The organism is Chloroflexus sp. MS-G (assembly GCF_000735195.1).
In the GTDB taxonomy this organism is placed as follows: domain Bacteria; phylum Chloroflexota; class Chloroflexia; order Chloroflexales; family Chloroflexaceae; genus Chloroflexus.
Map to the genome: position 1 here is coordinate 1 of NZ_JPIM01000002.1, position 26809 is coordinate 26809.

A 26809-nucleotide genomic window follows, 5' to 3' on the forward strand; every position below is an offset into this window, starting at 1 on the left:
CAGGGGCGATCTCACGAACCAGCTCCCCCCTCGCCCGCAGCGCGGGAGCGGGGCTGGGGGTGAGGGCAGTCACTGTCGGGCAGCAAACACGTTGCCCGGTGAGCTTCAAGCGGTTATGAATAACGTGCGCAGATGCATCCTGCTATAATAAAGAGGCCCGATCAATACAGCGAGGACATTGTGCACCAGCGGTTTTGGCTCTATTGTCTGTTGTTCCTCTGGTTGCTGACGCAGACTGCTTGTGTGAGGGTTACCCCCGCTCCTGCGCCAACAACCGGGCGTGTGGTGCTCCGTTTGTGGCATGCGTGGCCAGCAGCCGAGGCTCGTGTTTTACAAACGCTGGTTGATCAGTTTAATCAGGCCTATCCTGAATGGCAGGTGGTACTCCAGAGCAGACCGGCCGTAAGTTTACCATCTGATGTGACGACTGCTGTTGGGGAAGGTGGCGGGCCGCACCTGGTACTTATTCAGAGCCATACACTCGGCGCATTGGCACAACATGGTGTCTTGCGTTCGCTCGATGATATGCTCTCTGGGAGCGAATTGAATAGTCTCTTGCCTACAGCAGTCGGCGCTGCCAGTATTTCGATTGACGGTCGATCAGTGTTGTTTGGCGTACCAATTACCTTTGACACCCTAGCACTCTACTACAATCGGGCAAATATTTTACAACCACCGTCCAGTATCGAAGAGCTGCTGTTAACAGCCAGGGCTTTGACCGATCGTGAGCGCGATCCACCGGTGTGGGGATTAGCCTACAACCTCTCGCTTGATCGGACGATCGGATATCTTTACGCCTTCGGTGGGCGGGTGTTTGATGAACAGGGAACAGTAGTACTCGGAAGCAGCGGACGTGAAGGCACTGAGCGCTGGTTAACCTGGTTGAGTCAGCTCTATCACGATGAGCAATTGTTGGCGACCCTTGATGGCGTGTTAGTTGATCGGGCATTACAGGCACGTGAAGCCATCATGACGATTGATTGGGCCCACGCCCAGGCTGAATATCGTGCGATCTGGAACGATCAGCTTGGTGTAACCCCACTCCCGGCGGTGAGTGATGAAGAGGGAGTGCCGCAACCGTATGTTCAGGCCGATGTCATTGCACTCAATGTGCGCCTGAACAATCCGGCTGAACAGACGGCTGCACAGGCGTTTATTCGCTTTATGATCAACGTGGATAGCCAGCGGGCATTATTAATGGCCGGTCGCCAGCCAACCCAGCTCGCGCTGTCGCTCAATGATACTGACCTGGTCGATAGTGTACAACTGGCTGCTGCCCGTGCATTTCGACTACAAGCCCAACGGGGGCTGCCTATGCCTGCTGACCGGATTGCCAACGAACTGGTTTGGCATACGCTGGCCGATATGCAACTCAGCGCAGTGCGTGGTTTACTAACCCCCGAACAGGCAGTCACCATGGCTGATGAAATCCTCCGCAGCCGAATAATGCCACCCTAACGGCAGGAGAACGGCCAAAGCATAACTTTAGTGCCTATCCGAATACCCGTCTCACGATGTAACGGATGCAACTCAGAAGCGCTGCACCCCGACCAAGCTGCTGCTGCAACATGAGATGTCGGATCGGCGCTCCGTGACCATCGTCGTGGATACCGGTAGGGGTGAGTCGGTACCTCACCCTTCCTCGTGAGTCGCATTGCATCCATCGTCGAGGTTCATCCGTCGTAATGGAACGAGGCTCTATATGGCATCGCCAGAATGGTTCGGGGAACGTTGGCGGGGAACTGGTACCCCCACCATCTCCCCTGCCCCCCTTCCGCTCTCACACGGGGCGAGGAAGGGGGGATCCTTATGAAATAGTTGCATTGGTATGCGGTACGTGCCCAATGAGACATCGAGGTTTTTGATCAGGCTTTTAGCAGCGTGGGTTTCGTTCCGCGCCGCTATTCTCAGCTTTCAAAACATTACAATGTTCGCCGCCAAGGCTTTTCAGAGCTTTCAGCTTTAGCGTGTATGCAATGACTCAAAGGTCCTACGGGGCGATGCCGACAAACATCAGACACCTGCTGACAGCGATAGCCACCCTGTGGGGTTTCACTGGGAACGCAGACTCTAGGTCGCACTGTGCAGGACAGGGCCGGAACTCTATGATTGACGAGGTAACAGAACGCACCTGCCGACAGAGTTGACCAACTGACCAAAACCTCTTACAATAATCACAAAGCTCAGACATAGGTGAACGGTTAAAGTGCAAAAAAGTTGGCGAACCTAGTTGCCGTTCGTGAGAAGATGTAGTAGAATAAGCGACGTGTAGGCCGTCGAGATGTTAGTTCTGCACTAATTGGTAATTGGTGTTAAGGCCCACACTATTTCGTTCTTGTCCCGAACTGGCTGACGGCCTCTAAGGAGGATATGAATGGCAAGCAGAACCGAAGAGATGGTGCGGCATCTGAAGGCCCTATCGATGAACACACCCGATATTGAGGCCTCCGCCGTAGTTAGCGTCGACGGCCTCATCATGGCTTCGGCGCTGCCGGCAGATGTCGAAGAAGATCGGGTTTCGGCAATGAGCGCGGCTATGCTTTCGCTTGGTGAGCGTATCGCCAGCGAGTTGAAGCGCGGGCAACTTGATCAGGTCTTTGTGCGAGGAGAAGACGGTTACGTTATCCTGATGGCTATCGGTGAAGAAGCGGTATTGACAGCGCTGGCACAGAGTCGGGCCAAGCTGGGTCTGGTCTTCCTCGATATGCGGCGCACGGCGAACGAGCTGCTCAATCTCGTGTAGCCATTGCTCGCTCAGCCAGACCGGGAATGATGTTCAAGCAGCCCGCAACCAGGCGGGCTGTTTGTGTCTTGATCCATACTACGATGTTGTATCGTAGCAGGACAAGTCTGGCAAGTGGCTGAGTACAGAGGGGTCGCCAGGTTGGTAGTCCCTCTGTTTTTGCACTCGATTGACAGAAACATCGACCGGCAGAGGAGGGAGAGATGGGAGCGGAACGAGAGAAGCAGCGTGTTCAGAGCGGCAAGTTCCTGACTTCTTCGCAGAGTGTGAAGAGGTGATCTTACCGTTCCAGTTGTCATGCCAGCCCCCTTTTCTTGTCGATCATGCCTTTCACCGCATTCAGGAGCGGGTTCTCTCGCAAGCGGTAGGGTTCGGGGGCGATAGTGTACTGAGGCGTCAAACAATAGGTTCCAGCCACACATTGCGGCTCATCAGATCACGCTCCCAGATGCCCACACGGATTACTTATTCCAATGCCAGCAAACGTATCGCTGCCCAAATCTGCTGAGCGATCCTAACCTGGCAATGGAATGAGCAAGTGTCCTGTTTATTCTGGTTCTAGTGGTTCGATATCGACAATGTGGGCATCGAAGATGTTGAGTGCGGCCCGCACGAACTCATCTTTGCGCGCTTCACGGATTTTACTGCGTAGATCAGTTGGTTCTACCGACTTTTCTTCTATCGTACAACGCACGGCATATGGTTTACCCAAACGACGACGCAAGACCTCCTCGATGATCGAGCGGTTCTTTGGTTCTTCCAGGCGCTGTTTGTGAAAGGAGGAGGTCACTAACAATACGATCGTGTTTCCCTCAACATCGTAAGGGCGGGCGCTATTCAAGAGCGCCTGAACCGTCGGACTTCTCGGGCGAACATCACGTTTGATCTCTTCCCAAGTAGCCTCGACTTGCTCGAGCACTGACATATCTGCATCAGCAGCACGAGCGACGGTAGGATCGGCTGGTGATCGGGCCTGTCGGCTTGCTGCCCAGGCGGCGGGGAGCGGTGGTGGTGGATCGGCAGCAAGCGGCACTGCCGAGAGTGACGTACTTTCTGCTGGTGGTATAGCCGACTCAAGCGATGGTGAATCTGCTAATGAAGAGACCGATCCATGTGGTGGTTCAAGATTTTCTGGCGGCAATGTAGATTTCGCCGGTGAATGCACTTCTGGAGTTGACGCCGCAGAGACTGCTATTCCGGCTTCGCGAGTTACCGGCGGGCGTACCGGTTGCGGGTTTGCCCGGGTGACGAATGAAGGCGGTACTGTTGATTGAGCAGCGGGTACCGGGGTAAGCAGTGCTTCAACCACAGCAACCTCGAGCGGCAACTGACCGTAGGGCGTTGTTCGCAACTGAGCATCGAGCTGACTGAACAGTTTCATCCAATGAACCAATGTCGCCATATCGGCCTGGGCCGCCCACCGGCTCAGTTGCGCGACCTCGTCATCACCCACATCGAGGAGCGTGCGATCGTTTGTGGCCTTCAACAACATCACTGCCCGCAGTCGCTCCACCAGATCACGGGTAAACTGACGCACGTCGGCCCCCTGCTGTACCACGGCATAGACTGCCCGTAACGCGGCCGTCACGTCGGCGCTGAGGAGTGCAGTGATCAGGGCATCAATTTCAGCCGCCGCCGTCATACCGAGCAGGCTTTGCACCTGTTGCAATGTGATCGGGCCTTCGACAAACGACGCCAGTTGCTCGAGAATACCGAGCGCATCACGCATACTACCGGTGGCAGCGCGAGCAATTGCCTCTGGAACACCTTCGGCAAGAGTGATACCTTCGGCGGCAGCGATCCGGCGGAGATGTGCCGCCATTGCCGCAACACTATGTCGGACAAAGGTGAAGCGCTGGCAACGCGACAAGATGGTTGCCGGTACTTTGTGAACCTCTGTGGTTGCCAGAATAAAGAGCGCGTGATCGGGCGGTTCTTCCAGTGTCTTGAGCAGCGCATTGAATGCCGCCGTCGAGAGCATATGGGTCTCATCAATGATGTAGACCTTCATACGCGCCACGCTCGGACGAAACTGCACGCGCTCGATAATCTCGCGGGCATCTTCAACACTGGTGTGCGAGGCGGCATCCATCTCGATCACATCAACGGCCCGACCCTCAGCAATCGCAACACATAATTCACAGACACCACACGGGCGAGCTGCCCGATCAGGATGGAGACAATTCACCGCTTTGGCCAACAGACGGGCCATTGTCGTCTTACCGACACCACGCGGACCGGTGAACAGATATGCGTGACCAACCCGGTCTTCAGCAATCGCGTTACGCAGCGTTTGCACCACGTGCTCTTGCCCGACCAGCTCGGCAAAGGTCTGTGAACGCCATTTCCGGTAGAGAGATTGAGCTGCCATCACCGATTCCAGGTATCGATTTGCACCGCAAATGATATTATACCAGAGTAAGACGTTCCTCATCGACGCGGACAATGGTATAATCCACACAGGTATCATCGTCTGCTCTTAAGGACATCACTATGCTCACCTACGAGCAACTGATTTCACTGCTCATTGAAGCTCTCGAACAGCAGCAGATCAACATTGTGCACACGCAAGAATTGGTCGATGTACACACAATGGGGCGAAGTCTGTATGTCACTTGTCTAGCCCCAAACGTTGACAAACACGGTAACTGGACACAGCCACCCTTACGGGCGGTCATCAGTTTGCAATGGCCGGCTGAGCTGACCGTTGTTTCACTCCACGGGACACCAATGATCGATATGCTCAATCAGCTCATTACCCGTCGTCAGGAACTACAGCGCGAATACCTGTTTGGGTTTGAGCTAACCTACTATTTACCGTTAAGTCAGGCCGAGCAAGCAGCAGCCGAACCATTGTTTCAGACCGAAAAGGTTATTGATCTGTTTGCCGATCAATTCGACATAGATAACAACCTGGCTATTCATGCTGTGATGCGTTATGGTGTTGATCAGGAGCCGATGCTAACCCAATTAACCGTCACGCGCCAATTCCCAATCCTTCGCTTAGAACTCGATCTGGTTGAAGAAGCGACAACTGCGATAGCCGATGAGCTGCACGAGATGCTACCGCGGCTCTACACCGCCTTCCCTGCCGACCCAGACGAGCCAGGGCTTGATCCGCAGCTCTATTTACGTCCACCCATTGCCTGATGCCATTTTCATCTCTTGCACTCCAGGCATTGCTACAACCTGGCGTGAGCGAGCGCTGGCATGCCATACAACGGCTGTTGCATCCAGAGATGCTGGCACTGGCCCAGCAGGCAGCCGAACGGGCGGCCCTGCTTTTACCACGACAATGGCCGCTCTACGAATTGAGTTTTAAGTCACGACGGGCAATTGACCGTGGGAGTGGTCGTCGCGATCCGATTGCAGACTACTGGTTTGCCTTCGATCGGCCACCACGTGGCGCTGGTGTTATGGTTACCGTGAGTGGCCTTGAACGCACTCTTGCGGTTGGACTGCAACTGTGGGGGGTACGCCGCCCACAACTAGCTCACCTCTGGCGTACCGCACGACCGGTATGGGAAGCGTTGATTGATCGGATTGAGCGTGAAGGTCAGGCCCGTTTTGCCGGTCGGCGGTTGCCGGTACCAGGAATGCGCTGGATCGACCACTATCTCAGTCGTCGTGCGCAGTACCTTTGGGCCGGTTTTGTGTACTCTTGGGATCGTCTGCCGTCGGCAGAGCAGGTGATCGAAGATATTTGTACCCTTCTCCCGCTAAATGAGGCGCTCATGGAGCAGGCCGAAATCGATCTGGTGCCTTCCCATACGTTACGCGAAACGCCAGAACGCTACGTTACCGGCGCGCCATCGGTCGCTCAGATCGCAACGATCGTTCGTCGGCGTGGTATGGTCATTGACGACCATATCTTGCAATCTTTTCATCTCGCCGTTCAGGTGCGGCCACTGGTCATCCTGGCGGGGCCGAGTGGCAGTGGTAAGACCTGGTTGACCCGCCTCTACGCCGACGCCTTAGCAGGAGTTGATGAAGGTCGGCCCAACCCGTTCTACCTCCTAGTAGCAGTTCAACCTGACTGGCACAGTGCCCGCGATCTGCTTGGTTATTACAACACCCTGACCGGGCTATACCAACCAACGCCATTTTTGCGTCATGTGTTGAAGGCAGCGGCTGATCCCAATCAGACCTATATTGTCTGTCTCGACGAGATGAATCTGGCGCGACCAGAATATTATCTGGCACCGATACTATCGGCGATGGAGACGGCCGAGGGATTGATCGATCTGGGTACACCGCTTGCCGAAACACCACTGGCTGGCGGCGGAATCGTGCATAATCCGTTGCGGTTACCGATCAATTTGCGTCTAATCGGCACTGTTAACGTCGACGAAAGTACCTTCACACTGAGCGATAAAGTTCTCGACCGGGCTAATCTGATTGAGCTAGGTTCGGTTGACGTACAGGCACTGCGTGTAATGTACCAGATCGAAGATGAGCAGATATGGAACATTTTGAGCGAGGTACAGACTCTCTTTCGCGAAGCAGGGCGACCAGCGGGTTACCGGGCATTGCGCGAGACACTCGTGTTCATAACGCAAGCAAGTGACATGACAACTCTGGAGGCACTCGATCTTCAGCTCTTGCAACGTTTCTTACCGCGTCTGCGCGGCGATGATACACCGCGGTTTCGTCACGCCCTCAGCAGATTACAAACCCTTTGTGTTGGGAAACTACCTCGCAGCGCGACTCGCCTTGCGCAAATGATTGCCCGACTCGACCGGGAAGGGTACACCGACTTTTATGGGTATTAGACAGCACCCGTGACCTTTTCAGCAATTTCAGCGTCGGGTCTCCTTCGATCCTGGGTGGGTGGGCCACTCGTTCGCGTGATGCAGAACGCGGCGAATCCCTCGCCTTCTTCCCAATCCCCTTCCTCTCGTCCTGGCGGAGAGGAAGGGGAAACGTAAGACGAGTTTGGTTCCCAGCACACCACTTCGGTGGCAGACATCATCAGCGAGCCAACCGGATCGTCATCGAGAGGGCCGTCAGAACGAGAAGCTGCACGCCTTCGCACGCACTGCAAGCGGGTTGGGAAGTCAGCTTCTCATTCATTCCTGCCTCTTTTTCCTGGTTTCTCTGTGCTATCCGAGGAGGGAAAGCACTGTACCATACCGATTATTTAGGTACGTGCTTACGCCACTCGTGCCGCTGCCAGGCAGCGCACGGCGTGCGGAACATTCCCCACCAATTGCCACGAGCGACCACGGTCATCGCTACGCCAGATCTGGCCGGTATCGGTTCCGAGCCAAACAACGTCAATATGGTAACTACTTGGAGCAAATGCACTCAACCGACCATCCCAGCTTACCGACACCTGTTGCCAGTTTTTTCCACCATCATCACTCCGCAGCAGACGTGTTCCATCAGCATTCGCGGCTAAAAGCACCTCTTGCTTCCCAGAGAGCACGGCTAACAGTGAGCAATCGGCCAGGGGAGGTTCAGTCTGACGCCAGACACCCATCCCCTGAACTGTGGCGACAGGAATTTGATTACTATTCAGGAAATTAAAGAGTAAGCGATCTTCAGCATCGGCTTCACGCCACTGCCGCCCCCCATCATCACTCCGCCAAAAGGCCTGCTTCGTGGCGGCAACCAGACTCAGCGAGTCGGCTGCGACCAGACCAATGATTTGCTCACCAGGAAGGGAAACATCAGGCAACAACCGCCAGCGTCCTACGCCACCCGGATCACTAAACACATAAAGGCCATTATCGGTACCAACGTAAAGCACTCCTGCTTTTGCCATATTGTCTGGTTTACCGAACCCGTTTTACAACAGGCCCGGAAGGCCGCCTTTCTTCGGCCACCATAAACACGTTACACCAACATCTTATGCCATATTTGCTCATTTGACGAACCAGATAGAGTCTCTATGATTGAGTGTTACGCAATCGGATACTCTGAGAGCCTGATCAACAACCCGGCTTTCTCATTGGGCACGTACCGTACCTGTGCGACCATTGCGTGAGGTCCCCCCTCCTCGCCTCGTGCGGAAGAGAAAAGGGTCTGGGGGGAAGGTGAGGATACCAGTTGCCCGCCAACATTTCTCTCACCATTCTGACGATGCTATAGTCGAGCCTCATCAAAAGCCCAGGTTTTTGATCATACTCTGCGTACCAAACGAACCATTCTTCCGTATTGTACTGCCTGTGCCCCTTTCTCTCACAGCAATTCCCGACCTGCACACCGTTTTCCCAAAAGCGCGGGCCGCTGACTTGAGTCGAGCAGTTGGTAATAGAAAGGGATTGACTGACGTAGCACTTCCGCAAGGAAGGGATCATAGAGTGGAACCCGTCGCTACTGCGCGGTGGCAAGAAAAAAAGATGGGAGAGAGCCTACCTTACCCATGCGCAGCTCTGATAGAAGAGGAAGGACGCAGGGGAAAGCGAGGGCGCCAGACACACCTTGCAGCACCGGCACCGACACCATTGCTACTTACCGCATTGGCTTATCATCTAGCATTGGTTATAGGAGTGTGCTATGATAAACAAAGTAATCCCGGTAAGAGCACATCCCCGTTTGATGACTCCTCCAGATGTTCGCACATGACAACTCATGGCGGGATAAAGCTATGTCGCTTGCATCGATCCGGTATTTCTGGCGTAGTGCCGATCCAATCCCCAGTGCTATTCGGTTAGCTATCTGGTATGTTCTGATCGCTGGGGGCTGGATCATCGTTTCTGATCGCCTGTTACGTGTGATTGCGACTAACGCCGAAGACCTGACAAACTGGCAGACGCTTAAGGGATGGGTTTTCGTTGCCATTATGGCAATCTGGCTAGGCATTGAGCGCTGGCGAACGCTCACGCATAATCAGATGATCAAAGACAAACTCCGCGCCGCAAATGCGGAACTCCAGGAACTTAATGCCTCGCTCGAACGGCGCATTGCTGAACACATAGCACCCTTGCAGACAGCCAATCAAGAGTTGAGTGAACTTAACCAGGAACTCGAAACATTCACCTCTATCGTCTCACACGACTTGAAAGCTCCGCTACGAGTGATTGATGGATACAGTCAACTATTATTCCGTTTTCACGCCAGCCATCTCGATGAAGATGGCCGCCAGTGCATACAGAATATTCGAGCTGCGATCAGGCAGATGAATCAGTTAATTGACGATCTGCTGACATACACCCACATCGAGCGTAAACCACTTCACTACACCATTATTGACCTGGACAGCATCATTCAGGAGATTCTCGATTTCTATACCGATCAGATTACGGGTCGTGGCGTTATTGTCGAGCGTGAGCTGCGCTGCTCACGGCTGCGCGGCGATGCAACTGGCTTAGCCATCGCGCTTCGCAATCTGATCGACAACGCGCTCAAGTTCAGCGTGCATGTTCCTCAACCACGACTGACGATAGGCTGTGATATTCAGCATAACGCGGTACGATTGTGGGTGAAAGACAACGGTATCGGCTTTGACATGCGTGATCATGACCGCATTTTTACTATTTTTCAGCGTTTACATCCACAGGAAGCCTACCCTGGTACGGGCATTGGGCTGGCAATTGTCCGTAAAGCGATAGAGCGCATGGGTGGGAAAGTATGGGCTGAAAGCGGCCCCGGTGTTGGAGCAACCTTTTACCTGGAGATACCACATGCCGCCGTATCCACTTCGTCTGCTGCTGATTGAAGATAATCCCTTTGACGCCGATCTCTTTCGGCGTACAATGCACCAGTTCAATCCTGCAACAACGATCACCCATATCTCTTCGTATCGCGCAGCCTACGAACATGTGCAGGGATTATCGCCTGTCAATGTTCCTTACGAAGGGGTCGTTCTTGACCTGCATCTGCGTGACGGTGATGGGCTTGATCTGCTGGCCCTGATCCGGTCGCAAAATTTGCCGCTTGCGGTTGTTATTTTGACCGGTGGCGGAGGTGATCACATGGTTGTTAGTGCCCTCAAGGCCGGCGCCGACGATTATGTAATCAAACGTGATGACTACCTTGACCGTATCGGTGCAATTATTGAACAGGCATGCCTACGTTTCCATTCGCAACAGGCGCGACGGAGTACGGCTATTCAGGTAACGGTAATTGAATTTTCACCGACCGATACTGAAACAACTATTCAATACCTGCAACGCACGGCACCCCATATCCACTGTAGGCATATCCGTGGCTGGAACGCGCTTCGCCACGAACTTGATCGCGGTCACCAGGTTGGTGATGTTGTGCTGATTAATTGCACCCAACCTACGCTAGCAATGCTCGATCTGGTCAAGGAACTACTCCAGTTTCGCCAACTCAGTCAGCCGATCATTGTGATGGCTCAGCCCGGCAATGAAGAGTTTCCACTTCAAGCGCTGCGGCTGGGGGTAGCCGATTATATCATCAAACGTGAAGGGTTCCTCGGACAACTGGCAATTGCCATAGAAAATGCGCACTACCGTACTCAACTCTATCAGCAACACCGCCGTCTCCAGTTGCAGGCGCAAGCCCTCAACGATGCAGCCAACACGATCGTCATCACCGATCGGAATGGTATTATCGAGTGGGCCAATCTAGCATTCACGACACTTACCGGCTATGAGGTCAGCGAAGTGATTGGCCGCTCGACGCAGATTCTGCGCTCTGGCAAGCACGATCGAGCATTCTACACTGAACTCTGGGAGCAGATTTTGTCGGGTAAACCGTGGCGAGGGCGGATCATCAATCGGCGGAAAGATGGCAGCCTCTACCACGAAGAGATGACAATTACGCCCGTTGCTGATGAGTATGGACAGATTTATCGTTTCATTGCTATTAAACAAGATATTTCCGAACAGGTTGCCCGTGAACAGCGACGGGCAATTATCGCTGCCATCGGTGCGGCACTGCGTCCGGCACAGTTGTGGTCAGAACTCACGCCAATTTTGCTTGGGCAGGTACGTGAGGTCATGCAGGCTGAAAGTATTGCGCTGTTGCGGCTGGTAGAATCGATGCTCCACATCGAACTGGCGCTCAACTGTCTGGCCGGTCTCGAACAGCAGCCCGCTTTACTGGCGACAATAACCGAACGGCTCAGTCGCGCCGACGGGCCGATAGAACTTACTGATGTATTTGAAACAGCGACAAAGATTGTTATCGGTGTTTCTCTGAACGCTGCCAACCGTCAGATTGGTGCGCTCCTCTTTACGCGATCAACGCCGCTGAGCGAATTTGAGACAAAACTGCTTAGCGACATTGCCGAACTAGCGGCAAATGCCCTGCATCGTACCGATCTGTTCGAGCAGCTTCGTGCGGCTAACGCTGAGTTGCGTGCGGCTTACGACGAGACAATTGAAGGCTGGTCGCGTGCGCTTGACCTGCGTGACCGTGAGACAGAAGGACATTCGCGGCGCGTAACCGAGTTGACGATACGCATCGCAGCCCGTATGGGCTTTAGCGAAGAAGAACTGGTGCATATCCGTCGTGGTGCTCTGCTGCACGATATTGGCAAAATGGGGATTCCCGATGCGATCCTGCTCAAACCCGGCCCGCTCGACGAGAAAGAATGGGCGATTATGCGCACGCATCCTACGCTGGCAGTCGAACTTTTACGTCCGATTGCATTCCTGGCTCCCGCCCTCGACATTCCGTGGTGTCACCATGAAAAGTGGGATGGCACAGGCTACCCGCGCGGTCTGCGCGGTGAGGAAATCCCGCTACCCGCCCGTATCTTCGCAGTGGTCGATGTCTACGATGCCTTAACGAGTGATCGTCCCTATCGGGCAGCCTGGTCACAGGAACGGGCACTTGCTTACATTCGCGAACAAGCCGGGCGCCATTTCGATCCACGAGTGGTCGAGGTATTTGAACAGGTCATCACCGAAATCGGCAGCAATGCTATAATGAAGTGAATATCTATCGCTGGCCCTTGCGGGCAAGCGCTTGTCGTGTTTCGTACCAGGCAGCCTTACTGCCTGTCGTGAGGTGTTGATATGCTGAATTTTCTCCGGCGTCTGCTCGGCGACAGCAACGAAAAGGAGCTGCGCCGGTTGCAACCAATTATTGATGAGATCAATCGGCTCGCGCCAGCATTTGCGGCACTCAGCGATGCTGAATTGCGCGCCAAAACTGATGAGTTTCGCAAACGTCTGACCGATGGTGAGACGCTTGATGATATTTTGCCTGAAGCGTTTGCAACCGTGCGCGAGGCAGCCGCACGCACGATTGGGCTACGCCACTATGATGTGCAATTGATCGGTGGAATTGTCTTGCATCAGGGCAAGATCGCCGAGATGAAGACCGGTGAAGGTAAAACACTGGTTGCCACCCTTCCACTGTACCTCAATGCGCTGGAAGGGAAAGGGGCCCATCTGGTGACAGTAAACGATTACCTGGCTAAAGTTGGCGCAGGCTGGATGGGGCCAATCTACCACTTTCTCGGTCTCTCGGTGGGGTTTATTGCCCACAATCAGAGTGCACTGTACGATCCTGATTACATTGACCCCAATGCCAATCCCGAAGATCAGCGTCTCGTCCACTGGCGGCCCTGCACGCGCCGCGAAGCTTACCTGGCCGACATCACCTACGGTACCAACAACGAGTTCGGCTTCGATTATCTGCGCGACAATATGGCCTACGAGAAGTCGCAGCTCGTGCAGCGCGAATTGCATTACGCCATTGTCGATGAAGTAGATAACATCTTGATCGACGAAGCACGTACACCGTTGATTATCTCTGGCCCGGCCCAGAAATCTTCGGATCTGTACCGCCAGATGGCCCAACTCGTGCGCCAGTTGCGTCGTTCTTCGGTATCGGCTAAACAGGTGAAAGAAGAGGGTTTGGAGCCGGACGGCGACTTTTTCATTGACGAACGGACGAAGAGCATCTACCTGAGTGAAAAGGGGATCGAGAAGCTCGAACGGCTACTCCGTATTCCAGCAGGTGAAAGTCTGTTCGACCCTGAACACTACGAAAAGATGCACTATATCGAGAATGCGCTCAAAGCGCAATTTATCTACCAGCGTGATCGCGATTACATGGTTACCCCAAACGGTGAAGTGGTGATCATTGACGAATTCACCGGGCGGGCAATGCCAGGACGACGCTGGAGTGATGGCCTCCATCAGGCAATCGAGGCCAAAGAAGGGGTGCCTATTAAGAACGAAAATGTCACGCTGGCCACCATTACCTTCCAAAACTATTTTCGTATGTACAAAAAGCTGGCCGGTATGACCGGTACCGCTTATACTGAGCGCGAGGAGTTTGCCAAGATTTACAATCTTGAGGTTGTGGTCATCCCGACTCACAAGCCAATGATTCGCGAAGACCTGCCCGATCAGATTTACGCAACCGAAGAAGCGAAGTTCAAAGCGGTGTTGCGTGAAGTGCAAGAAATGCACAAGCTTGGGCGTCCGGTTCTCATCGGTACCACGTCAGTTGAGACATCCGAGCGCCTCAGTGCGATGTTGAAACAGGCCGGCATCCCGCATAACGTGCTCAATGCCAAGCACCATGAACGCGAAGCTGCCATCATAGCCCAGGCTGGCCGAAAGGGTGCCGTCACCGTCGCGACCAATATGGCCGGGCGTGGTACAGACATCTTGCTCGGTGGGAATCCTGATGGCCTGCTTGAAGAGTTTCTGCGCAAAGAAGGTCTTACCCTTGAAACTGCTACGCCGGAACAGAAGCGGGCAGCCTGGGAGAAAGCCCGCGCTCAGACTGAAGCGGAAGGTGAAGAGGTGCGTCGGCTCGGTGGTCTGCACGTCATCGGCACCGAACGACACGAAGCCCGCCGGATCGATAACCAGTTGCGCGGTCGTGCTGGTCGGCAAGGTGATCCCGGTTCGTCACGCTTCTTCCTCTCGCTCGAAGACGAACTGCTACGTCGTTTCGGACCAGTGGATCGGATTAAGCGTTTGATGGAACGCTTCGTCGACTCCGACATTCCCCTGCAAGCTGGTCTGCTCGACCGCACCATCGAGAGCGCACAAACCCGCGTTGAAGGGTATAACTTCGATGTGCGCAAGCACACCGTCGAATTCGACGATGTGATGAATAAGCAGCGGCAGATCATCTACGCTGACCGCAGGGCGATTCTCGATGAAGTGGACATGCGTGAGCGTGTGCTTGATCTGATCGCTGAAGAGATCCAACAGCGCATCGATGAACACCTGGTAGAAGGCTTTGACGACGAAGACCTGACCAATCTGCTACGTGATTACCGACGTATTAATCCAACATTACCACCCTCGGTCACGGCTGAAACGCTAAAAGGAAAAACGAAAGAGGAGATCGAGCAGTACCTGCTTGATCATCTTGAGACAACGTATGCCGAGCGCGAGAAGGCAGTTACCCCCGACGTGATGCGTACTATTGAACGACGGGTCATGCTTGGCGCGATTGATCGACAGTGGATTGATTATCTGACAGCAATGGATGAGCTGCGGCAAAATATTTTGCTGCAAGCATACGCGCAACGTGATCCGCTGGTTGAATTCAAGCGTGAATCGTTCCGTATGTTTGAGGAGCTAAAGCAAAATATTGCCCGCGATATTGTTTATAATATCATTCCGGCCACATTCCAATACGAGGCGTATCTGCGCCAGATCGCCGAAGAGCAGGCACGCCGCCTGGCAACTGCCCGCACAAGCGATAATGGTAGCACCGACACATCGCGTAAGCCACAGCGACGGACGACACCTCAGATTGGTCGTAATGATCCGTGTCCATGCGGTAGTGGCAAGAAGTTCAAACATTGCCATCTCGGACGTGAGCACGAGCTGGCGACTCTGATGAACGCAGAACCAGCAGGCAGACCGGCACCAGCAGCCCAGTCTACTCGCTCAACAGTCGCCGAAGAAGCAACCAGGATTCGGGCTGCCATCGAGAGTGGGCAACTCCCATCCACTACCACACCACCACGTGGCCGGCAACCGTCGGCAGTGCCACGCGGTAAAAAGCGATGACTTCGGATAGCAGCCATCAGTGCCGAAGGGGCGGGTTGTGTACCCGCCCCTGATCATACCCTGTACCTTCCCGACAGTTTCGCCAAATTACATCGCGAAGAAAGACAGATAAAAGATCAAGAAGAAGATAAACGACACCGTATTGGCCAGGAGTGCCGCCAAATAGCAAGCCGAGGCTTTCCGTTTGCGAATCAGCATAAACACGAACCCCTCAACCAGTACAGCTAGCGCAAACGCTGCCACGATCACGACCAGGGGGTTCTCTAGGGACAGTATTAACTGACTGAGCAATCCAATGACGACCGATGAAACTGTACTGGCAATCGCTGCATCCCCCAAGGCTCTGAACAGCGGTTGCCACTTGATCTGCACCAGCGTCAGCCATTCCAACAGCAGCATCAAGATCAGCAGACCAACACCTATTGGGCTAAGTAGAAGTTCAGTGAAGGGAAACATTGATTCAACCTTTAGACAATACGCCGTACTGACCGTAGACCGACATTATAGTGGATCATTGTGATAACTTGTTAAACGCCTGGCCAGGCTACCGGCCAAGTTCAGCGCTGCCGCGAAGGTTCGATCACGGCTCAGGAGCCGTAACTCGCTACTCAGGAGATCGGTTAGCGTCACAGGATCAACTTTTACCATTCGTTCAATCGGGGGAGTATCGGCAACAGTTGCCCGTGTGCGGGCATGCCCTGCATCGTCGGTCTGCGCAACCACAAACTCAGCCCGCTGATTATCGATGGCCCGTAGCACAACGCTCGCCAGACCTGCTCTGGCCGGAGATAACGATGGTCGTATTTCCACACTCACCAGCCGAATAGCTGCCGGCCCAACGCCGACCGCAGGCCGACGCAAGTACAACCGAATAGTCTCACCTTCAACACCAACGGCTTCTTCAAGCGGCGCCCATTTCAGACAACTGGCTAACCAGCCGACAAAGAGCAGGGCTGCAACCGGATTCACTACTGTACCGGCAGCATATTCGATCACAATCTCATCGATCCGATGCAAGTGCGGTAAAAAGGTACGGCTGTCGAAGAACTGGGCCACCAACTCACGCCAGGGGGTCAGACGAGTCCACCCCAGATCGCTCACTGCTGGCGCACCCTTTGCCTTTTGCTCAAAGGTTGCCAGCTCAGCCAGTTCTGTCAGTGGTTCGGTAAACGTCGTTGAATCGACAATGACTCGATCACACAACCGATACAGGCGTTGTACCAATGGTTGGGCGAACGGTTGAGGACCGGGCGCCCATAGGACAACCGGCAGATCAGGAACCAACAACGGCAATACCAGTCCGGCCAGTTGCCCGGCTGGCGTCCCTCGCGCACTGATCGTAATTTGTTCACCACACACCTGGGTACGGCCAGCATTGGTAAGCGTACAGAGCGCTTGCACCTGCGCTTGCACTTCGACAGTTGTACCAGGACGGTCGATCACTATCACCGTGCGATTGGGATGCTGTGCAGTCAACCCTGGGGCAACTGAGAGAATCTGTTCTGCCCAGGCATCGTCTGGCGCCCGTGCTATCAGGTTCAGGGTCAAAGCTCGGATAACTGCCTGACCACCAGCGTTGGGATGGATGGCCTGTTCTTGCCACATCTGACGTAATTCGCGCTCGATGGCACCAATATCGATTGCCGTCTGGCTCATATCTACTCCACCATTTCATAATCGCCGCCAGGATCGACCATCACGAGCGATAAACTCATCAGCCTCTACAGGCCCCCAACTTCCGGCTTCATAGTTTGGAAACGGCAGTGGTGGACCTTCGGCCCATGCCCGCAAGATTGGCGTCAACAATGTCCAACTAGCTTCAACCTCATCACGACGAGTAAAGAGGGTGCCATCACCGAGCATGCAATCGAGCAAGAGACGTTCGTATGCTTCCGGTGAAGTGACCCCAAACGATGCTCCATACCGAAAATCCATTGTGACAGGGCGAATCTGCGGTTGACCGGGTACTTTCGAGCTAAACTTGAGCGAAATCCCTTCATCGGGTTGTATCTTCATTGCCAGAACGTTCGGCTCAAGGTCGTTCAGTGGTGTATCGGCGAAAATCATCGTCGGGGCAGCCTTAAATTGGATGGCAATTTCGCTAACCCGCCGTGGTAAGCGCTTCCCGCTGCGTAAGTAGAACGGTACCCCAGCCCAACGCCAGTTGTCGATGAAGAGTTTCAACGCCACATAGGTTTCGGTCTGCGACGTCGGTGACACACCCTTTTCTTCGCGATAACCGCGCACCGGTCGGCCATTGGCACTGCCCGGCCCGTATTGACCACGTACAGTATCATGCAGCGCAATTGGACGTATGGCGCGTAAGACCTTCACCTTTTCATCACGCACCGCATCAGCGTCGTATACCGATGGTGGTTCCATTGCCACCAGACACAGCAATTGCATCAGGTGATTCTGGATCATATCACGCAGGGCGCCAGAGGTGTCGTAGTAGCCACCGCGATCTTCAACACCTATGGTTTCGGCAACAGTAATTTGCACATGATCGATATGACTACGATGCCAGATTGGCTCGAAGATGGCATTGGCAAACCGGAAGATCAAGATATTCTGTACCGTCTCTTTACCGAGATAATGGTCAATCCGGTAGACCTGATCTTCATTGAAAACCGACAGAACTTCGGCGTTGAGGGCCTGGGCACTGGTCAAATCGTGACCAAATGGCTTTTCAATAATGATGCGCGTCCAGCCAGACGAGCGAGCCAAACCGTGGGTGCCCAATTGGGCAATAATGGTTGGGTAGGCTTCCGGTGGGGTTGCCAGATAAAAGACGCGGTTACCACCGGTACCACGCTCTCTATCAATTGCCGCCAGTCGTTCGACTAGACGACGATACGCATCAGCATCGTCAAAATTGCCCCAATGGTAATAAATGCCCTGGGCAAAACTGGCCCACAATTCCGGATCAACCGGCCCTGAGCGAGAGTTTGTATTGATGGCTTCGCATAGGAGTTCGCGAAAAGACTCATCGGTCCAATCACGACGGGCGAAGCCGACCACCGAAAAGCCAGCCGGTAAACGACGTTCACGGGCCAGATTGTACAGCGCAGGTACCAACTTGCGTCTGGTCAAATCACCGCTGGCGCCGAAGATGACCATTGTGCATGGTTCAGGGGTACGGCCCATACGTAACCCGGTGCGTAGTGGATTGTCCAGGAAAGCCATTGTCACGTCAACTCACTCCACTTTTTTTACTGCGTGGCCACCAAATTGTTGGCGTAGGGCCGCCAGAACTTTCATACTGAAACTATCTTCCTGGCGTGAACGAAAACGCATCTGTAACGACAGTGTAATAACCGGCGCCGGCACATTGAGATCAATGCTCTCTTGCACTGTCCAGCGACCCTCACCACTATCTTCAACGTAGCCACGGATACTCGACAAATCAGCATCGGCGGAAAATGCTCGTTCGGCCAGTTCTAACAACCATGAGCGTACAACACTCCCTTGATTCCAGAGATGACTAATTTTCGCCAGATCGAAATCGTATCGCGATTGGCGGAGGATCTCGAAGCCTTCGGCGTAGGCCTGCATCATCCCATATTCGATCCCGTTGTGGATCATCTTTACGAAATGACCGGCACCGTGAGGTCCACACAGCAAATAGCCTTCCGGTGGCGCAAGTGTTTGCAAGAGCGGCTCAACATGACGGAATGTAGCCTCATCACCACCGACCATCAGACAATAACCTACCTGCAAGCCCCAAATGCCTCCGCTCACGCCGACATCGAGAAAACGCAGGCCCTGGGCTGTTAACTGTTCAGCGTGGGCAATACTGGCCTTGTAGTTGTTGTTGGCGCCATCGATCACAATGTCGCCTACCGAAAGGAGTGGAGTCAAAGCGGCCAGATGCTCGTCGGTAGCCGCACCGGCTGGCAACATCAACCAGACTACTCGTGGTGGAGTGAGCATTGCTACCAGATCGGCCAGCTCTTCAGCGGCAATCATGTCGTGCTCGGCTGCCAACGCTCGTGCTTTTTCTACAGTGCGGTTGTACACAATCACCCGGTGCCCGCCTCGTCGCAAACGAATCGCCATGTTGGCACCCATACGTCCAAGACCGATCAGACCTACTTCCATGATATGCTCCTTGATTATTCAAAGCAGGTAGGTGTATTGACAATTGTTGCACAGGCATTATACTCCCCTCTGATGATCGTGATGATACAATTCAATGGGTTCAGCGATCAATGTTGTTGCAGGAGCAACCGAATGTCAAACTCTACACCACGGCGAAATATATCCTCACCCTCTGGTGGTGTTCCTTATACTGGCGAGACGCGAGTGATGCGCCACCTGAATCGTTCTTCGCCCCATCACGCCAATCCTAAACGACGACGCTGGCCAATCGGCTGGATATTGTTAGGATTGGTTGGCTTGATCATCCTGGTGATTGGCCTGAGCTACTGGCAGGTACGGCAACTGGCGCAGCAGATTGTCGTCAGTGATCCACGTGGAGCAACGTTTGCCTCACCCTGGCTGGGCGCCAACATTCTGGTGGTAGGCGTTGATATACGCCGTGATCGCCCGGAAGAAGGGATACGCAGTGATACACTGCTACTCGTGCGGTTTGACGGTATGGAAGGCTGGATCAACTTACTGTCAATTCCACGCGACACGCAAGTCGATATACCTGCACTTGGGGCGAGCAAAATCAACGCCGCTTATGCTTACGGGTATCGTCACGCTGCTGAACTCTATGGGTCCGGGGTTAGTCCAGAACAGGCAGGCATGGCTTACGCTGCTGATGTAGTTAGCCGCTTTCTCAACCTTGAACAGCGCGGCATGCGGGTCGATTATGTGGTACAGATCGATTTTGATGGCTTCGCAGCGCTGATAGATGCGCTTGGTGGCATCACTATCGATGTGCCACGACGTATTGTAGATGAAAACTACCCGACTGCCGATTATGGGGTGATGCGGGTAGAGTTTGAACCTGGCCCGCAGCGTATGGATGGCGAACGGGCGTTGATCTATGCCCGTACTCGTCACGCCGACAACGATTTTGGGCGCACCGAACGGCAGCAACAAGTCGTACAGGCTATCGTGCATGAGATTCAGCAACGTAACTGGGTAGAGCGCATCCTGCTTTTGCCACGCCTGCGTGATGCCATCGCCAGAACCGGTGAGACTCCGGCTATCCTGACAACGTTGCCGTTTGATCGGTTCGATTCGTTGCTGGCAATGGCACGACTGGCGGGGAGTCTTGATCCGGCACTGATTGGCCGTTACCGGATCGAACCGGGGAGTGTGGCGGTACAGACAAACGGTACCAACCTGATCTGGAACGATGGCGATGTTGCGGCCATAGTTAACCGTTGGCTGACTCCACCGAGTGAAGCGAACGAACAGGCCCATGTACAGGTGTTCAATGGCACCGGTGTGGTGGGTCTGGCCCGTCGTACCAGCGCGCAGCTCGAAACAAACGGTTTTACGGTTCTTGCCCCCGCCGATGCACCACCAGGCAATTATCCGCACACGGTTGTCTATCAGGTTGGGAACACACCCTTCACTGCCCGTCGATTAGCCCAATTCCTCAATGCCGAATTAATCGTCGGTCGTCCGGTGGGGATCAGTAGTGAAGCTGAGATCGTAGTGATTCTTGGTGATGACGCGGCAAGGGAGAAGTAACATCGCCACTTCCTCTCACCAGCGGGGGATGCCAGGTAGGAAGAGAGGAACAGCTATGAACCAACCATCAATTCAGGTATACGAGCATACCGATGATCTCTATCGGGCAGCCGCTGCTGTAACAGCCAGGCACATCCGTACTGCAATCGATGAGCGTGGGCGGGCATTGATTGCCCTTTCCGGTGGTAGTCTGGCAACACGTCTCTATCCGTTGCTTGCCGGGCAGCCGTTCCGTGAACAGATTGACTGGCAGGTCGTGAGCATCGTATTTGCCGATGAGCGGTATGTACCATTCGATGATGTCGAGAACAACTATCGCGCTACCCGTCAAACGTTCCTCGATCATGTTCCGGTACAGTCAGATCACATCTTCCCGATACCAACCTACTATCGCGACCCCGAGCAGGCGGCAATGATCTACCAACAACAGGTACGGGCATTACTGGATGCGCACGACGGTCAGATCGATGTCGCGTTGTTGGGGATGGGTCCAGACGGTCATACCGCATCACTCTTTCCGCATCATCCATCGCTGACGCGCATCACGGCTAATACGTTGACAGTTGTCGTACCCGATGCACCGAAGCCACCCTCGTTACGTCTGAGCTTGACACCGGCAGCCCTCAGTACAGCGCGATTGATGCTGTTTGTGGTGAGCGGCGCCGATAAGGCGGCAGCGGTGGCAGCAGCACTGGCCGAAACAGGTGATCCGCTCGCACAACCTACCCGTCTGGTCAGACCAACCCAGGGGCAAGTTATCTGGATGCTCGATCAAGCGGCAGGAGGACAGCTACGCTGAAGCCTGGTTTTCGTTACCCTCAGTACACCGGTAGAAGCAAGGTATTTTATCTAGCCTCAGCTCTCCTTTCTCTCCACGTGAGGGAGAGGAGGAGGCTGAGGGAAGATAAGGAATATCACCACGTGACGCGGGGCAGAGCATTGGTTTGCGAAGATGCTCTAACAGATACGGGGGAGCTGTTCTCCGATCAACGTATCAACGACACGAGTACCACCAATACCGGTACAAGCAACAACAACTCCGGGATGGTCGGCAGTTGCGTAACCAATCAACGATGCCTCACGGCCTAGCGGATGATGACGCATTGTAGTCAGTAACAGCTCAGCATCAGCTCGCTCTACAAATACAATCAATTTCCCTTCATTGGCGATGTGCAGCGGATCCATACCGAGCAATTCACAGGCTGCCTGTACAGCGGAAGGTACTGGAATATTGCGTTCGACAATCTCAACGCCAATACCGGCAGCTTGAGCAATCTCATTGAGAGCTGCAGCTACTCCGCCACGTGTCGGATCACGCATCGCATGAATACGTGTGCCGCTGGCAAGCATAACGCTAACCAGTTTGTGGAGGGCAGCAGTATCTGAAACAACCGGTGCGCCAAATTCAATACCTTCGCGCACACTCAGAATCGCCACACCATGTAAGCCAATTGGGCCACTGATGATAATTGCATCGCCGGGACGAGCCTGATCGGGACCAATGTTGATACCGCTTGGGATCAAGCCAAAGCCGGTAGTGGTAATGTAGACCCCATCTCCATGACCGCGATCCACCACTTTCGTATCACCGGCAATCAGGTGAACACCGGCCTGCCGGGCAGCGCGGCCCATGCTCTCGGCAATAATACCGAGTTGGTCAAGCGGCATCCCCTCTTCGAGAATAAAGCTGGCAGTCAAGGCTATCGGCTGTGCTCCCATCATCGCAATGTCGTTGATCGTTCCGTTCACGGCCAGTTCACCAATATTCCCACCTGGAAAGAACAACGGACGAACAACGAAACTGTCAGTCGAGATAGCGATTCGGCTGTTGCCGACTTCGGTCACAGCGGCATCGGTTAGTGGGCTGCGCGGCGTGCCAAAAGCTGGCAGAAAGAGATAATTGATCAGTTCGGACGACAGCTTACCACCAGCGCCGTGCCCCATCACAACGGTGGGGTAGTCACGCAGTGGCGTCGGACAGGTCCAATTGCTAAAGTCAAGCGGTTCATTCATAGTGGTATCCAGCGTTTGTACTGGTAGCGTTGCTCAAGAATGGCGATCTTCAGTACCGATAGTATCTCACTCGCTGCAATGTGTTACCCGTTCATCCCAACGTTTGCCGTTGGAATAAAGCGACCGTATTGATAGTAAGCCGCACAGGCGCCCTCGCTTGAAACCATTGTTGCCCCCAGCGGGGTTCGTGGCGTGCATTCCTTCCCAAATGCTGGGCATTGATTCGGTTTCAAGCGTCCCTGCAACACCTCACCGCTTCGACACAATACCGACTCGGTGGTCTGAATATTGCTTACATCAAACCGCCGCTCGGCATCAAATGCGGCGTAACGGTCGCTCAACCGCCAGCCACTGCGCGGGATAACACCAATGCCGCGCCATGCACGGTCGGTAACGGTAAAGACATCGGCCAACATCTGTTTGGCAGCGACGTTTCCTTCAGGCCGCACAGCTCGCTCATACGCATTCTCAAGTTCAGCTCTACCCTGTTCAAGTTGCAGAATTACTCGTCGGATACCCTCTAGTACGTCGAGTGGCTCGAAGCCGGTAACAACAATCGGGACGCGGTATTTCTCAACCAACGGCTGGTACTCGGCAGTACCCATCACACTACACACATGACCGGCAGCTAGAAAACCCTGTACACGATTGGAGGGCGATTCCATGATAGCCCTAATGGCCGGAGGAACCAGAACGTGCGAAACCAGCATCGAGAAATTCTTGAGACCGAGGCGGGCTGCCTGATAGACTGCCATTGCGTTGGCCGGTGCAGTGGTCTCGAAGCCGATGGCAAAGAAAACTACTTCACGGTCGGGATGCTGCTGAGCAAGTTTGACTGCATCGAGTGGTGAATAGACAACGCGCACATCACCACCTTCGCTCTTCACGCGAAAGAGGTCTTTGCGGCTACCAGGAACCCGTAACATATCGCCAAATGAACAAAAGATGACTTCAGGTCGAGCCGCAATAGCTAAGGCCTTATCGATAATTTCCAGTGGCGTCACACAGACCGGACAGCCGGGACCGTGAATAAGTTCGATCTCTGGTGGAAGGAGTTGATCGATACCATTGCGAATAATCGAGTGGGTTTGACCGCCACAAACCTCCATAATCGCCCAGGATCGGGTTGTGATCCGGCGAATCTGGTCGAACATCCGTCGGGCCAGTTCGGGATCGCGAAACTCATCAAGATATTTCATGGCGATCCTCCGTGTTGGGCTGGAGTTCCTCTTCAAGCACACCGAGCGATTGGAAGAGGGCAAGCGTCTCATGAGCCGACTCTTCATCAAGCCGGGTGATGGCAAATCCGACATGAACAATGGTGTAATCGCCAACCTGCAATTCGGGCAGGTAAGCGAGACAGACCTCTTTGACGATCCCGTTGAAATCAACCTTGCCCATGCGGGTGAGGCCGTTGTCGTAGATTTCAATAATGCGACCGGGTATGCCAAGACACATACAATCTTTCCTTTCAGATGACGGATAAAACTTTGGCTTCGGCTGTGAGATACGGGCTATCATGGCCGATACTGGGCAACGATCACACGATTATTGCCCGAATCGGCAATGGCCAGCCACTGCGCGAACGCATACAAACCGTAAGGCCAGCAGAGTGAGTCTGGCGCAACAGCCTGCCAGCGATTTTCACCGCTCGCGGCAAAATCAGGCTGACCGTAGACGGCATTAGCCGACAAACCCAGACCAACCCGTGGCAGCGGTTGCCAAATCAAGATGCGATTGTTTGCGGTATCGGCAACCAGCAATCGGTCGGCTGAGCAGGTCACCGCATAAGGGAAACGCAGGCGCTGCGCACCCTGTGGCACGTGCGGTTGTTCAAAGGCGCTCTGCATATCAGCCTGCCCCAAGACCAGATCGGCAGGACGGTCATCGGTTGGCGGCGGTGTCCAGCCCAGCACACGATGATTACCGGCATCGGCGACATAAAGTGTTTTGCCATCGCCAGCGATCGCGTGCGGCCAGCGAAAGCTGCAAGCAGTTAGGTGGCCACCACGATTCTCAGCATTCTGAAACCCATCTTCCTGGCCGAGGATCAGATCGGGCGGCTGATGGGCCTCTGGAAGACCCTTCCATCCCAGGACCCGTCGATTACCGGTATCAGCAATGTAAAACCACCCCGCGATCCAGGCTACTCCATACGGCCAGTAGAGCGTCGTTGGACCCACTGCACCACCACGGTTTGGCTCGATGTCAAACAGCGAATCCTGACCAATCACACTATCCGGCGGCGTGTCAGACCGTTCTGGTATCCGATGCCAACATAATACACGATGATGCCAGGCATCGGCAAGGTATAAGCGATCTGCGGCTACCGTTACGCCGGTAGGGACGTGAAACCCGTTGGTTGGGCCACGACCGGCTGCCCGTGGGCCTTCGTGATAGAAGTCAGGCTGGCCGAGTACCAGATCGGCGGGTTGATGATCGGTTGTGGGTAGACCATGCCAGATCAACACGCGATGATTACCGGTATCTACCACGATCAACCGTTCGTGATCGAGATACACACCGCGTGGTGCGTAGAGATTGGTTGGGGTAGCCGTCGCCGCCGGTAGGGCCAGCCCACCGGGTGCTGGCGCACCAAGCCAGTGTACAGGGTGGAACGTGCTCATTGTGGTCGCACCCAAATAAAGCCATCCACGACACGCAACGGGAATGGTTCAAGCTGGGCCTGGGGCGCCGTCAGGCATTCACCGCTCGCGACATCAAAACAGAAGCCATGCCACGGACAGGTGAGTGTGCCATGTTCTGGATCGAGCATTCCACCATCCAGCGGACGACCCTGATGGGCGCATGCATTGCGGAAAGCACTCAGACGATTGGCAACATTGACAATGAGAACACTACCGCGCTCGGTCGGAATACTGATCATCTGCCCAGACGGCACAGCCGACACTGCCGGGCCACGCACCCAGCCTCTGCTCTCATCTGGTGGCGTCTGCGCATCTGATCGTAATATCGCTGGCACCGGTTGATCGGAGAGTACCTCAAGCCGGATGATCTCTGGTACTTCGCGTAGCAACACCTCTTCAACGTGTTTACGCAACGTAAACGCCGATAGCGAGCAGCCGTTGCACGATCCATGCAGACGCAGATAAGCAATACCGTCCCGGACATCAACTAACTCGGCATCACCACCGTGTGACTGCATATAAGGCCGGGCATTGTCGAGCACACGTCGAGCACGAGTGAGCGGATCGGCGCGCATGATCCCATGCATTATCAGCAACGCATACACCGCCGGATCGGCCACCAATTCCAGCAACAACTCTTTGCCGCGCGGGTCTTGCTTCAGATGGCGCACCATCGTAGTGAGTGCCAGCTTATGAAATGCCTCAATAGCCTGTTTCAACTCAAGTGCAACGGCCTGGGCCGACGGTTCCAGTTTGGCTACGGCGGCTACCGCTGCATCAACACGGGCAGCTACTGATTCGAGTTCATCGGCGACAGTGTGCGATTGGGTCATAGCTATCTCGTT

General features: G+C 54.3%; 20 protein-coding genes. 9 read left to right on the forward strand and 11 right to left on the reverse strand.

The genetic code is table 11. The features are described 5' to 3' along the window. Window positions 1-180: 180 nt before the first annotated feature. Together JE47_RS0100440 and JE47_RS0100450 are read left to right on the forward strand one after the other, a co-directional pair. Window positions 181-1458 carry a sugar ABC transporter substrate-binding protein gene (locus JE47_RS0100440; RefSeq protein WP_031457871.1) on the forward strand — a complete coding sequence of 426 codons (1278 nt, stop codon included), beginning with the start codon at window positions 181-183 and terminating at the stop codon, window positions 1456-1458. Window positions 1459-2374: 916 nt separating this feature from the next. Beyond that, on the forward strand, window positions 2375-2743 hold the full coding sequence (locus JE47_RS0100450) for a roadblock/LC7 domain-containing protein (RefSeq protein ID WP_028460285.1): 369 nt from the start codon (window positions 2375-2377) through the stop codon (window positions 2741-2743). A 547-nt stretch (window positions 2744-3290) separates the two neighbouring features. Here the strand turns inward: JE47_RS0100450 and dnaX are convergent. Beyond that, window positions 3291-5114 (reverse strand): DNA polymerase III subunit gamma/tau, encoded by a 1824-nt coding sequence (gene dnaX, locus JE47_RS0100455; protein ID WP_031457872.1) that lies wholly within the window; start codon window positions 5112-5114, stop codon window positions 3291-3293. Window positions 5115-5236: 122 nt separating this feature from the next. On the opposite strand from dnaX, the gene JE47_RS0100460 reads away from it, so the two are divergent. Beyond that, window positions 5237-5893: a hypothetical protein gene (locus tag JE47_RS0100460; RefSeq protein ID WP_031457873.1), complete on the forward strand. Its 657-nt coding sequence runs from the start codon at window positions 5237-5239 to the stop codon at window positions 5891-5893. Next, on the forward strand, window positions 5893-7515 hold the full coding sequence (locus tag JE47_RS0100465) for an McrB family protein (RefSeq protein WP_031457874.1): 1623 nt from the start codon (window positions 5893-5895) through the stop codon (window positions 7513-7515). Before JE47_RS0100460 ends, JE47_RS0100465 begins: the two co-directional genes overlap by 1 nt. Window positions 7516-7895: 380 nt before the next feature. Here JE47_RS0100465 and JE47_RS0100470 read toward each other — a convergent pair whose 3' ends face one another. Continuing rightward, window positions 7896-8510, reverse strand: coding sequence for a hypothetical protein (locus JE47_RS0100470; RefSeq protein ID WP_031457875.1), 615 nt, complete (start codon window positions 8508-8510; stop codon window positions 7896-7898). A gap of 825 nt (window positions 8511-9335) precedes the next feature. Here JE47_RS0100470 and JE47_RS0100475 point away from each other — a divergent pair. From JE47_RS0100475 to secA, 3 genes are all read left to right on the forward strand, one after another. Further along, window positions 9336-10406: a sensor histidine kinase gene (locus JE47_RS0100475; protein ID WP_031457876.1), complete on the forward strand. Its 1071-nt coding sequence runs from the start codon at window positions 9336-9338 to the stop codon at window positions 10404-10406. Then, entirely contained in the window at window positions 10372-12597 is a 2226-nt protein-coding gene (locus JE47_RS0100480; protein WP_031457877.1) for an HD domain-containing phosphohydrolase, read from the forward strand. The genes JE47_RS0100475 and JE47_RS0100480 overlap by 35 nt, the downstream gene beginning before the upstream one ends. A gap of 81 nt (window positions 12598-12678) precedes the next feature. After that, window positions 12679-15651 carry a preprotein translocase subunit SecA gene (secA, locus tag JE47_RS0100485; protein ID WP_031457878.1) on the forward strand — a complete coding sequence of 991 codons (2973 nt, stop codon included), beginning with the start codon at window positions 12679-12681 and terminating at the stop codon, window positions 15649-15651. Window positions 15652-15738: 87 nt separating this feature from the next. Here secA and JE47_RS0100490 read toward each other — a convergent pair whose 3' ends face one another. From JE47_RS0100490 to gnd, 4 genes are read right to left on the reverse strand one after another with little or no spacing between them, the layout of a single operon-like run. Next, on the reverse strand, window positions 15739-16107 hold the full coding sequence (locus tag JE47_RS0100490; protein WP_031457879.1) for a hypothetical protein: 369 nt from the start codon (window positions 16105-16107) through the stop codon (window positions 15739-15741). Window positions 16108-16152: 45 nt separating this feature from the next. After that, on the reverse strand, window positions 16153-17307 hold the full coding sequence (locus JE47_RS0100495; RefSeq protein WP_031457880.1) for a glucose-6-phosphate dehydrogenase assembly protein OpcA: 1155 nt from the start codon (window positions 17305-17307) through the stop codon (window positions 16153-16155). A 15-nt stretch (window positions 17308-17322) separates the two neighbouring features. After that, window positions 17323-18837, reverse strand: a complete 1515-nt coding sequence (gene zwf, locus JE47_RS0100500) for a glucose-6-phosphate dehydrogenase (protein ID WP_031457881.1) — start codon at window positions 18835-18837, stop codon at window positions 17323-17325. A gap of 12 nt (window positions 18838-18849) precedes the next feature. After that, window positions 18850-19752: a phosphogluconate dehydrogenase (NAD(+)-dependent, decarboxylating) gene (gene gnd / locus JE47_RS0100505; protein ID WP_031457882.1), complete on the reverse strand. Its 903-nt coding sequence runs from the start codon at window positions 19750-19752 to the stop codon at window positions 18850-18852. Window positions 19753-19884: 132 nt separating this feature from the next. Between gnd and JE47_RS0100510 the strand changes: the two genes are divergently transcribed. Together JE47_RS0100510 and pgl are read left to right on the forward strand one after the other, a co-directional pair. Then, window positions 19885-21303: an LCP family protein gene (locus JE47_RS0100510; protein ID WP_031457883.1), complete on the forward strand. Its 1419-nt coding sequence runs from the start codon at window positions 19885-19887 to the stop codon at window positions 21301-21303. 55 nt (window positions 21304-21358) lie between these two features. After that, on the forward strand, window positions 21359-22102 hold the full coding sequence (gene pgl / locus JE47_RS0100515) for a 6-phosphogluconolactonase (protein WP_031457884.1): 744 nt from the start codon (window positions 21359-21361) through the stop codon (window positions 22100-22102). A 158-nt stretch (window positions 22103-22260) separates the two neighbouring features. Here pgl and hypE read toward each other — a convergent pair whose 3' ends face one another. The 5 genes from hypE to JE47_RS0100540 form a co-directional block, all read right to left on the reverse strand. Beyond that, window positions 22261-23316, reverse strand: coding sequence for a hydrogenase expression/formation protein HypE (gene hypE, locus JE47_RS0100520; protein WP_031457885.1), 1056 nt, complete (start codon window positions 23314-23316; stop codon window positions 22261-22263). Window positions 23317-23399: 83 nt separating this feature from the next. Beyond that, window positions 23400-24515 carry a hydrogenase formation protein HypD gene (hypD, locus tag JE47_RS0100525; protein WP_031457886.1) on the reverse strand — a complete coding sequence of 372 codons (1116 nt, stop codon included), beginning with the start codon at window positions 24513-24515 and terminating at the stop codon, window positions 23400-23402. After that, window positions 24502-24774: a HypC/HybG/HupF family hydrogenase formation chaperone gene (locus tag JE47_RS0100530; protein ID WP_031457887.1), complete on the reverse strand. Its 273-nt coding sequence runs from the start codon at window positions 24772-24774 to the stop codon at window positions 24502-24504. Before JE47_RS0100530 ends, hypD begins: the two co-directional genes overlap by 14 nt. 59 nt (window positions 24775-24833) lie before the next feature. Further along, on the reverse strand, window positions 24834-25943 hold the full coding sequence (locus tag JE47_RS0100535) for an NHL repeat-containing protein (RefSeq protein WP_031457888.1): 1110 nt from the start codon (window positions 25941-25943) through the stop codon (window positions 24834-24836). Continuing rightward, complete coding sequence (locus tag JE47_RS0100540) at window positions 25940-26797, reverse strand: NifU family protein (RefSeq protein WP_031457889.1); 858 nt, start codon at window positions 26795-26797, stop codon at window positions 25940-25942. Before JE47_RS0100540 ends, JE47_RS0100535 begins: the two co-directional genes overlap by 4 nt. Between the last annotated feature and the right edge of the window lie 12 nt (window positions 26798-26809).

Coding starts and splice junctions, on each gene's coding strand:
- JE47_RS0100450 (WP_028460285.1), top strand. CDS start 2,375: ATGGCAAGCAGAACCGAAGAGATGGTGCGGCATCTGAAGGCCCTATCG.
- dnaX (WP_031457872.1), bottom strand. CDS start 5,114: ATGGCAGCTCAATCTCTCTACCGGAAATGGCGTTCACAGACCTTTGCC.
- JE47_RS0100460 (WP_031457873.1), top strand. CDS start 5,237: ATGCTCACCTACGAGCAACTGATTTCACTGCTCATTGAAGCTCTCGAA.
- JE47_RS0100465 (WP_031457874.1), top strand. CDS start 5,893: ATGCCATTTTCATCTCTTGCACTCCAGGCATTGCTACAACCTGGCGTG.
- JE47_RS0100470 (WP_031457875.1), bottom strand. CDS start 8,510: ATGGCAAAAGCAGGAGTGCTTTACGTTGGTACCGATAATGGCCTTTAT.
- JE47_RS0100475 (WP_031457876.1), top strand. CDS start 9,336: ATGTCGCTTGCATCGATCCGGTATTTCTGGCGTAGTGCCGATCCAATC.
- JE47_RS0100480 (WP_031457877.1), top strand. CDS start 10,372: ATGCCGCCGTATCCACTTCGTCTGCTGCTGATTGAAGATAATCCCTTT.
- secA (WP_031457878.1), top strand. CDS start 12,679: ATGCTGAATTTTCTCCGGCGTCTGCTCGGCGACAGCAACGAAAAGGAG.
- JE47_RS0100490 (WP_031457879.1), bottom strand. CDS start 16,107: ATGTTTCCCTTCACTGAACTTCTACTTAGCCCAATAGGTGTTGGTCTG.
- JE47_RS0100495 (WP_031457880.1), bottom strand. CDS start 17,307: ATGAGCCAGACGGCAATCGATATTGGTGCCATCGAGCGCGAATTACGT.
- zwf (WP_031457881.1), bottom strand. CDS start 18,837: ATGGCTTTCCTGGACAATCCACTACGCACCGGGTTACGTATGGGCCGT.
- gnd (WP_031457882.1), bottom strand. CDS start 19,752: ATGGAAGTAGGTCTGATCGGTCTTGGACGTATGGGTGCCAACATGGCG.
- JE47_RS0100510 (WP_031457883.1), top strand. CDS start 19,885: ATGTCAAACTCTACACCACGGCGAAATATATCCTCACCCTCTGGTGGT.
- pgl (WP_031457884.1), top strand. CDS start 21,359: ATGAACCAACCATCAATTCAGGTATACGAGCATACCGATGATCTCTAT.
- hypE (WP_031457885.1), bottom strand. CDS start 23,316: ATGAATGAACCGCTTGACTTTAGCAATTGGACCTGTCCGACGCCACTG.
- hypD (WP_031457886.1), bottom strand. CDS start 24,515: ATGAAATATCTTGATGAGTTTCGCGATCCCGAACTGGCCCGACGGATG.
- JE47_RS0100530 (WP_031457887.1), bottom strand. CDS start 24,774: ATGTGTCTTGGCATACCCGGTCGCATTATTGAAATCTACGACAACGGC.
- JE47_RS0100535 (WP_031457888.1), bottom strand. CDS start 25,943: ATGAGCACGTTCCACCCTGTACACTGGCTTGGTGCGCCAGCACCCGGT.
- JE47_RS0100540 (WP_031457889.1), bottom strand. CDS start 26,797: ATGACCCAATCGCACACTGTCGCCGATGAACTCGAATCAGTAGCTGCC.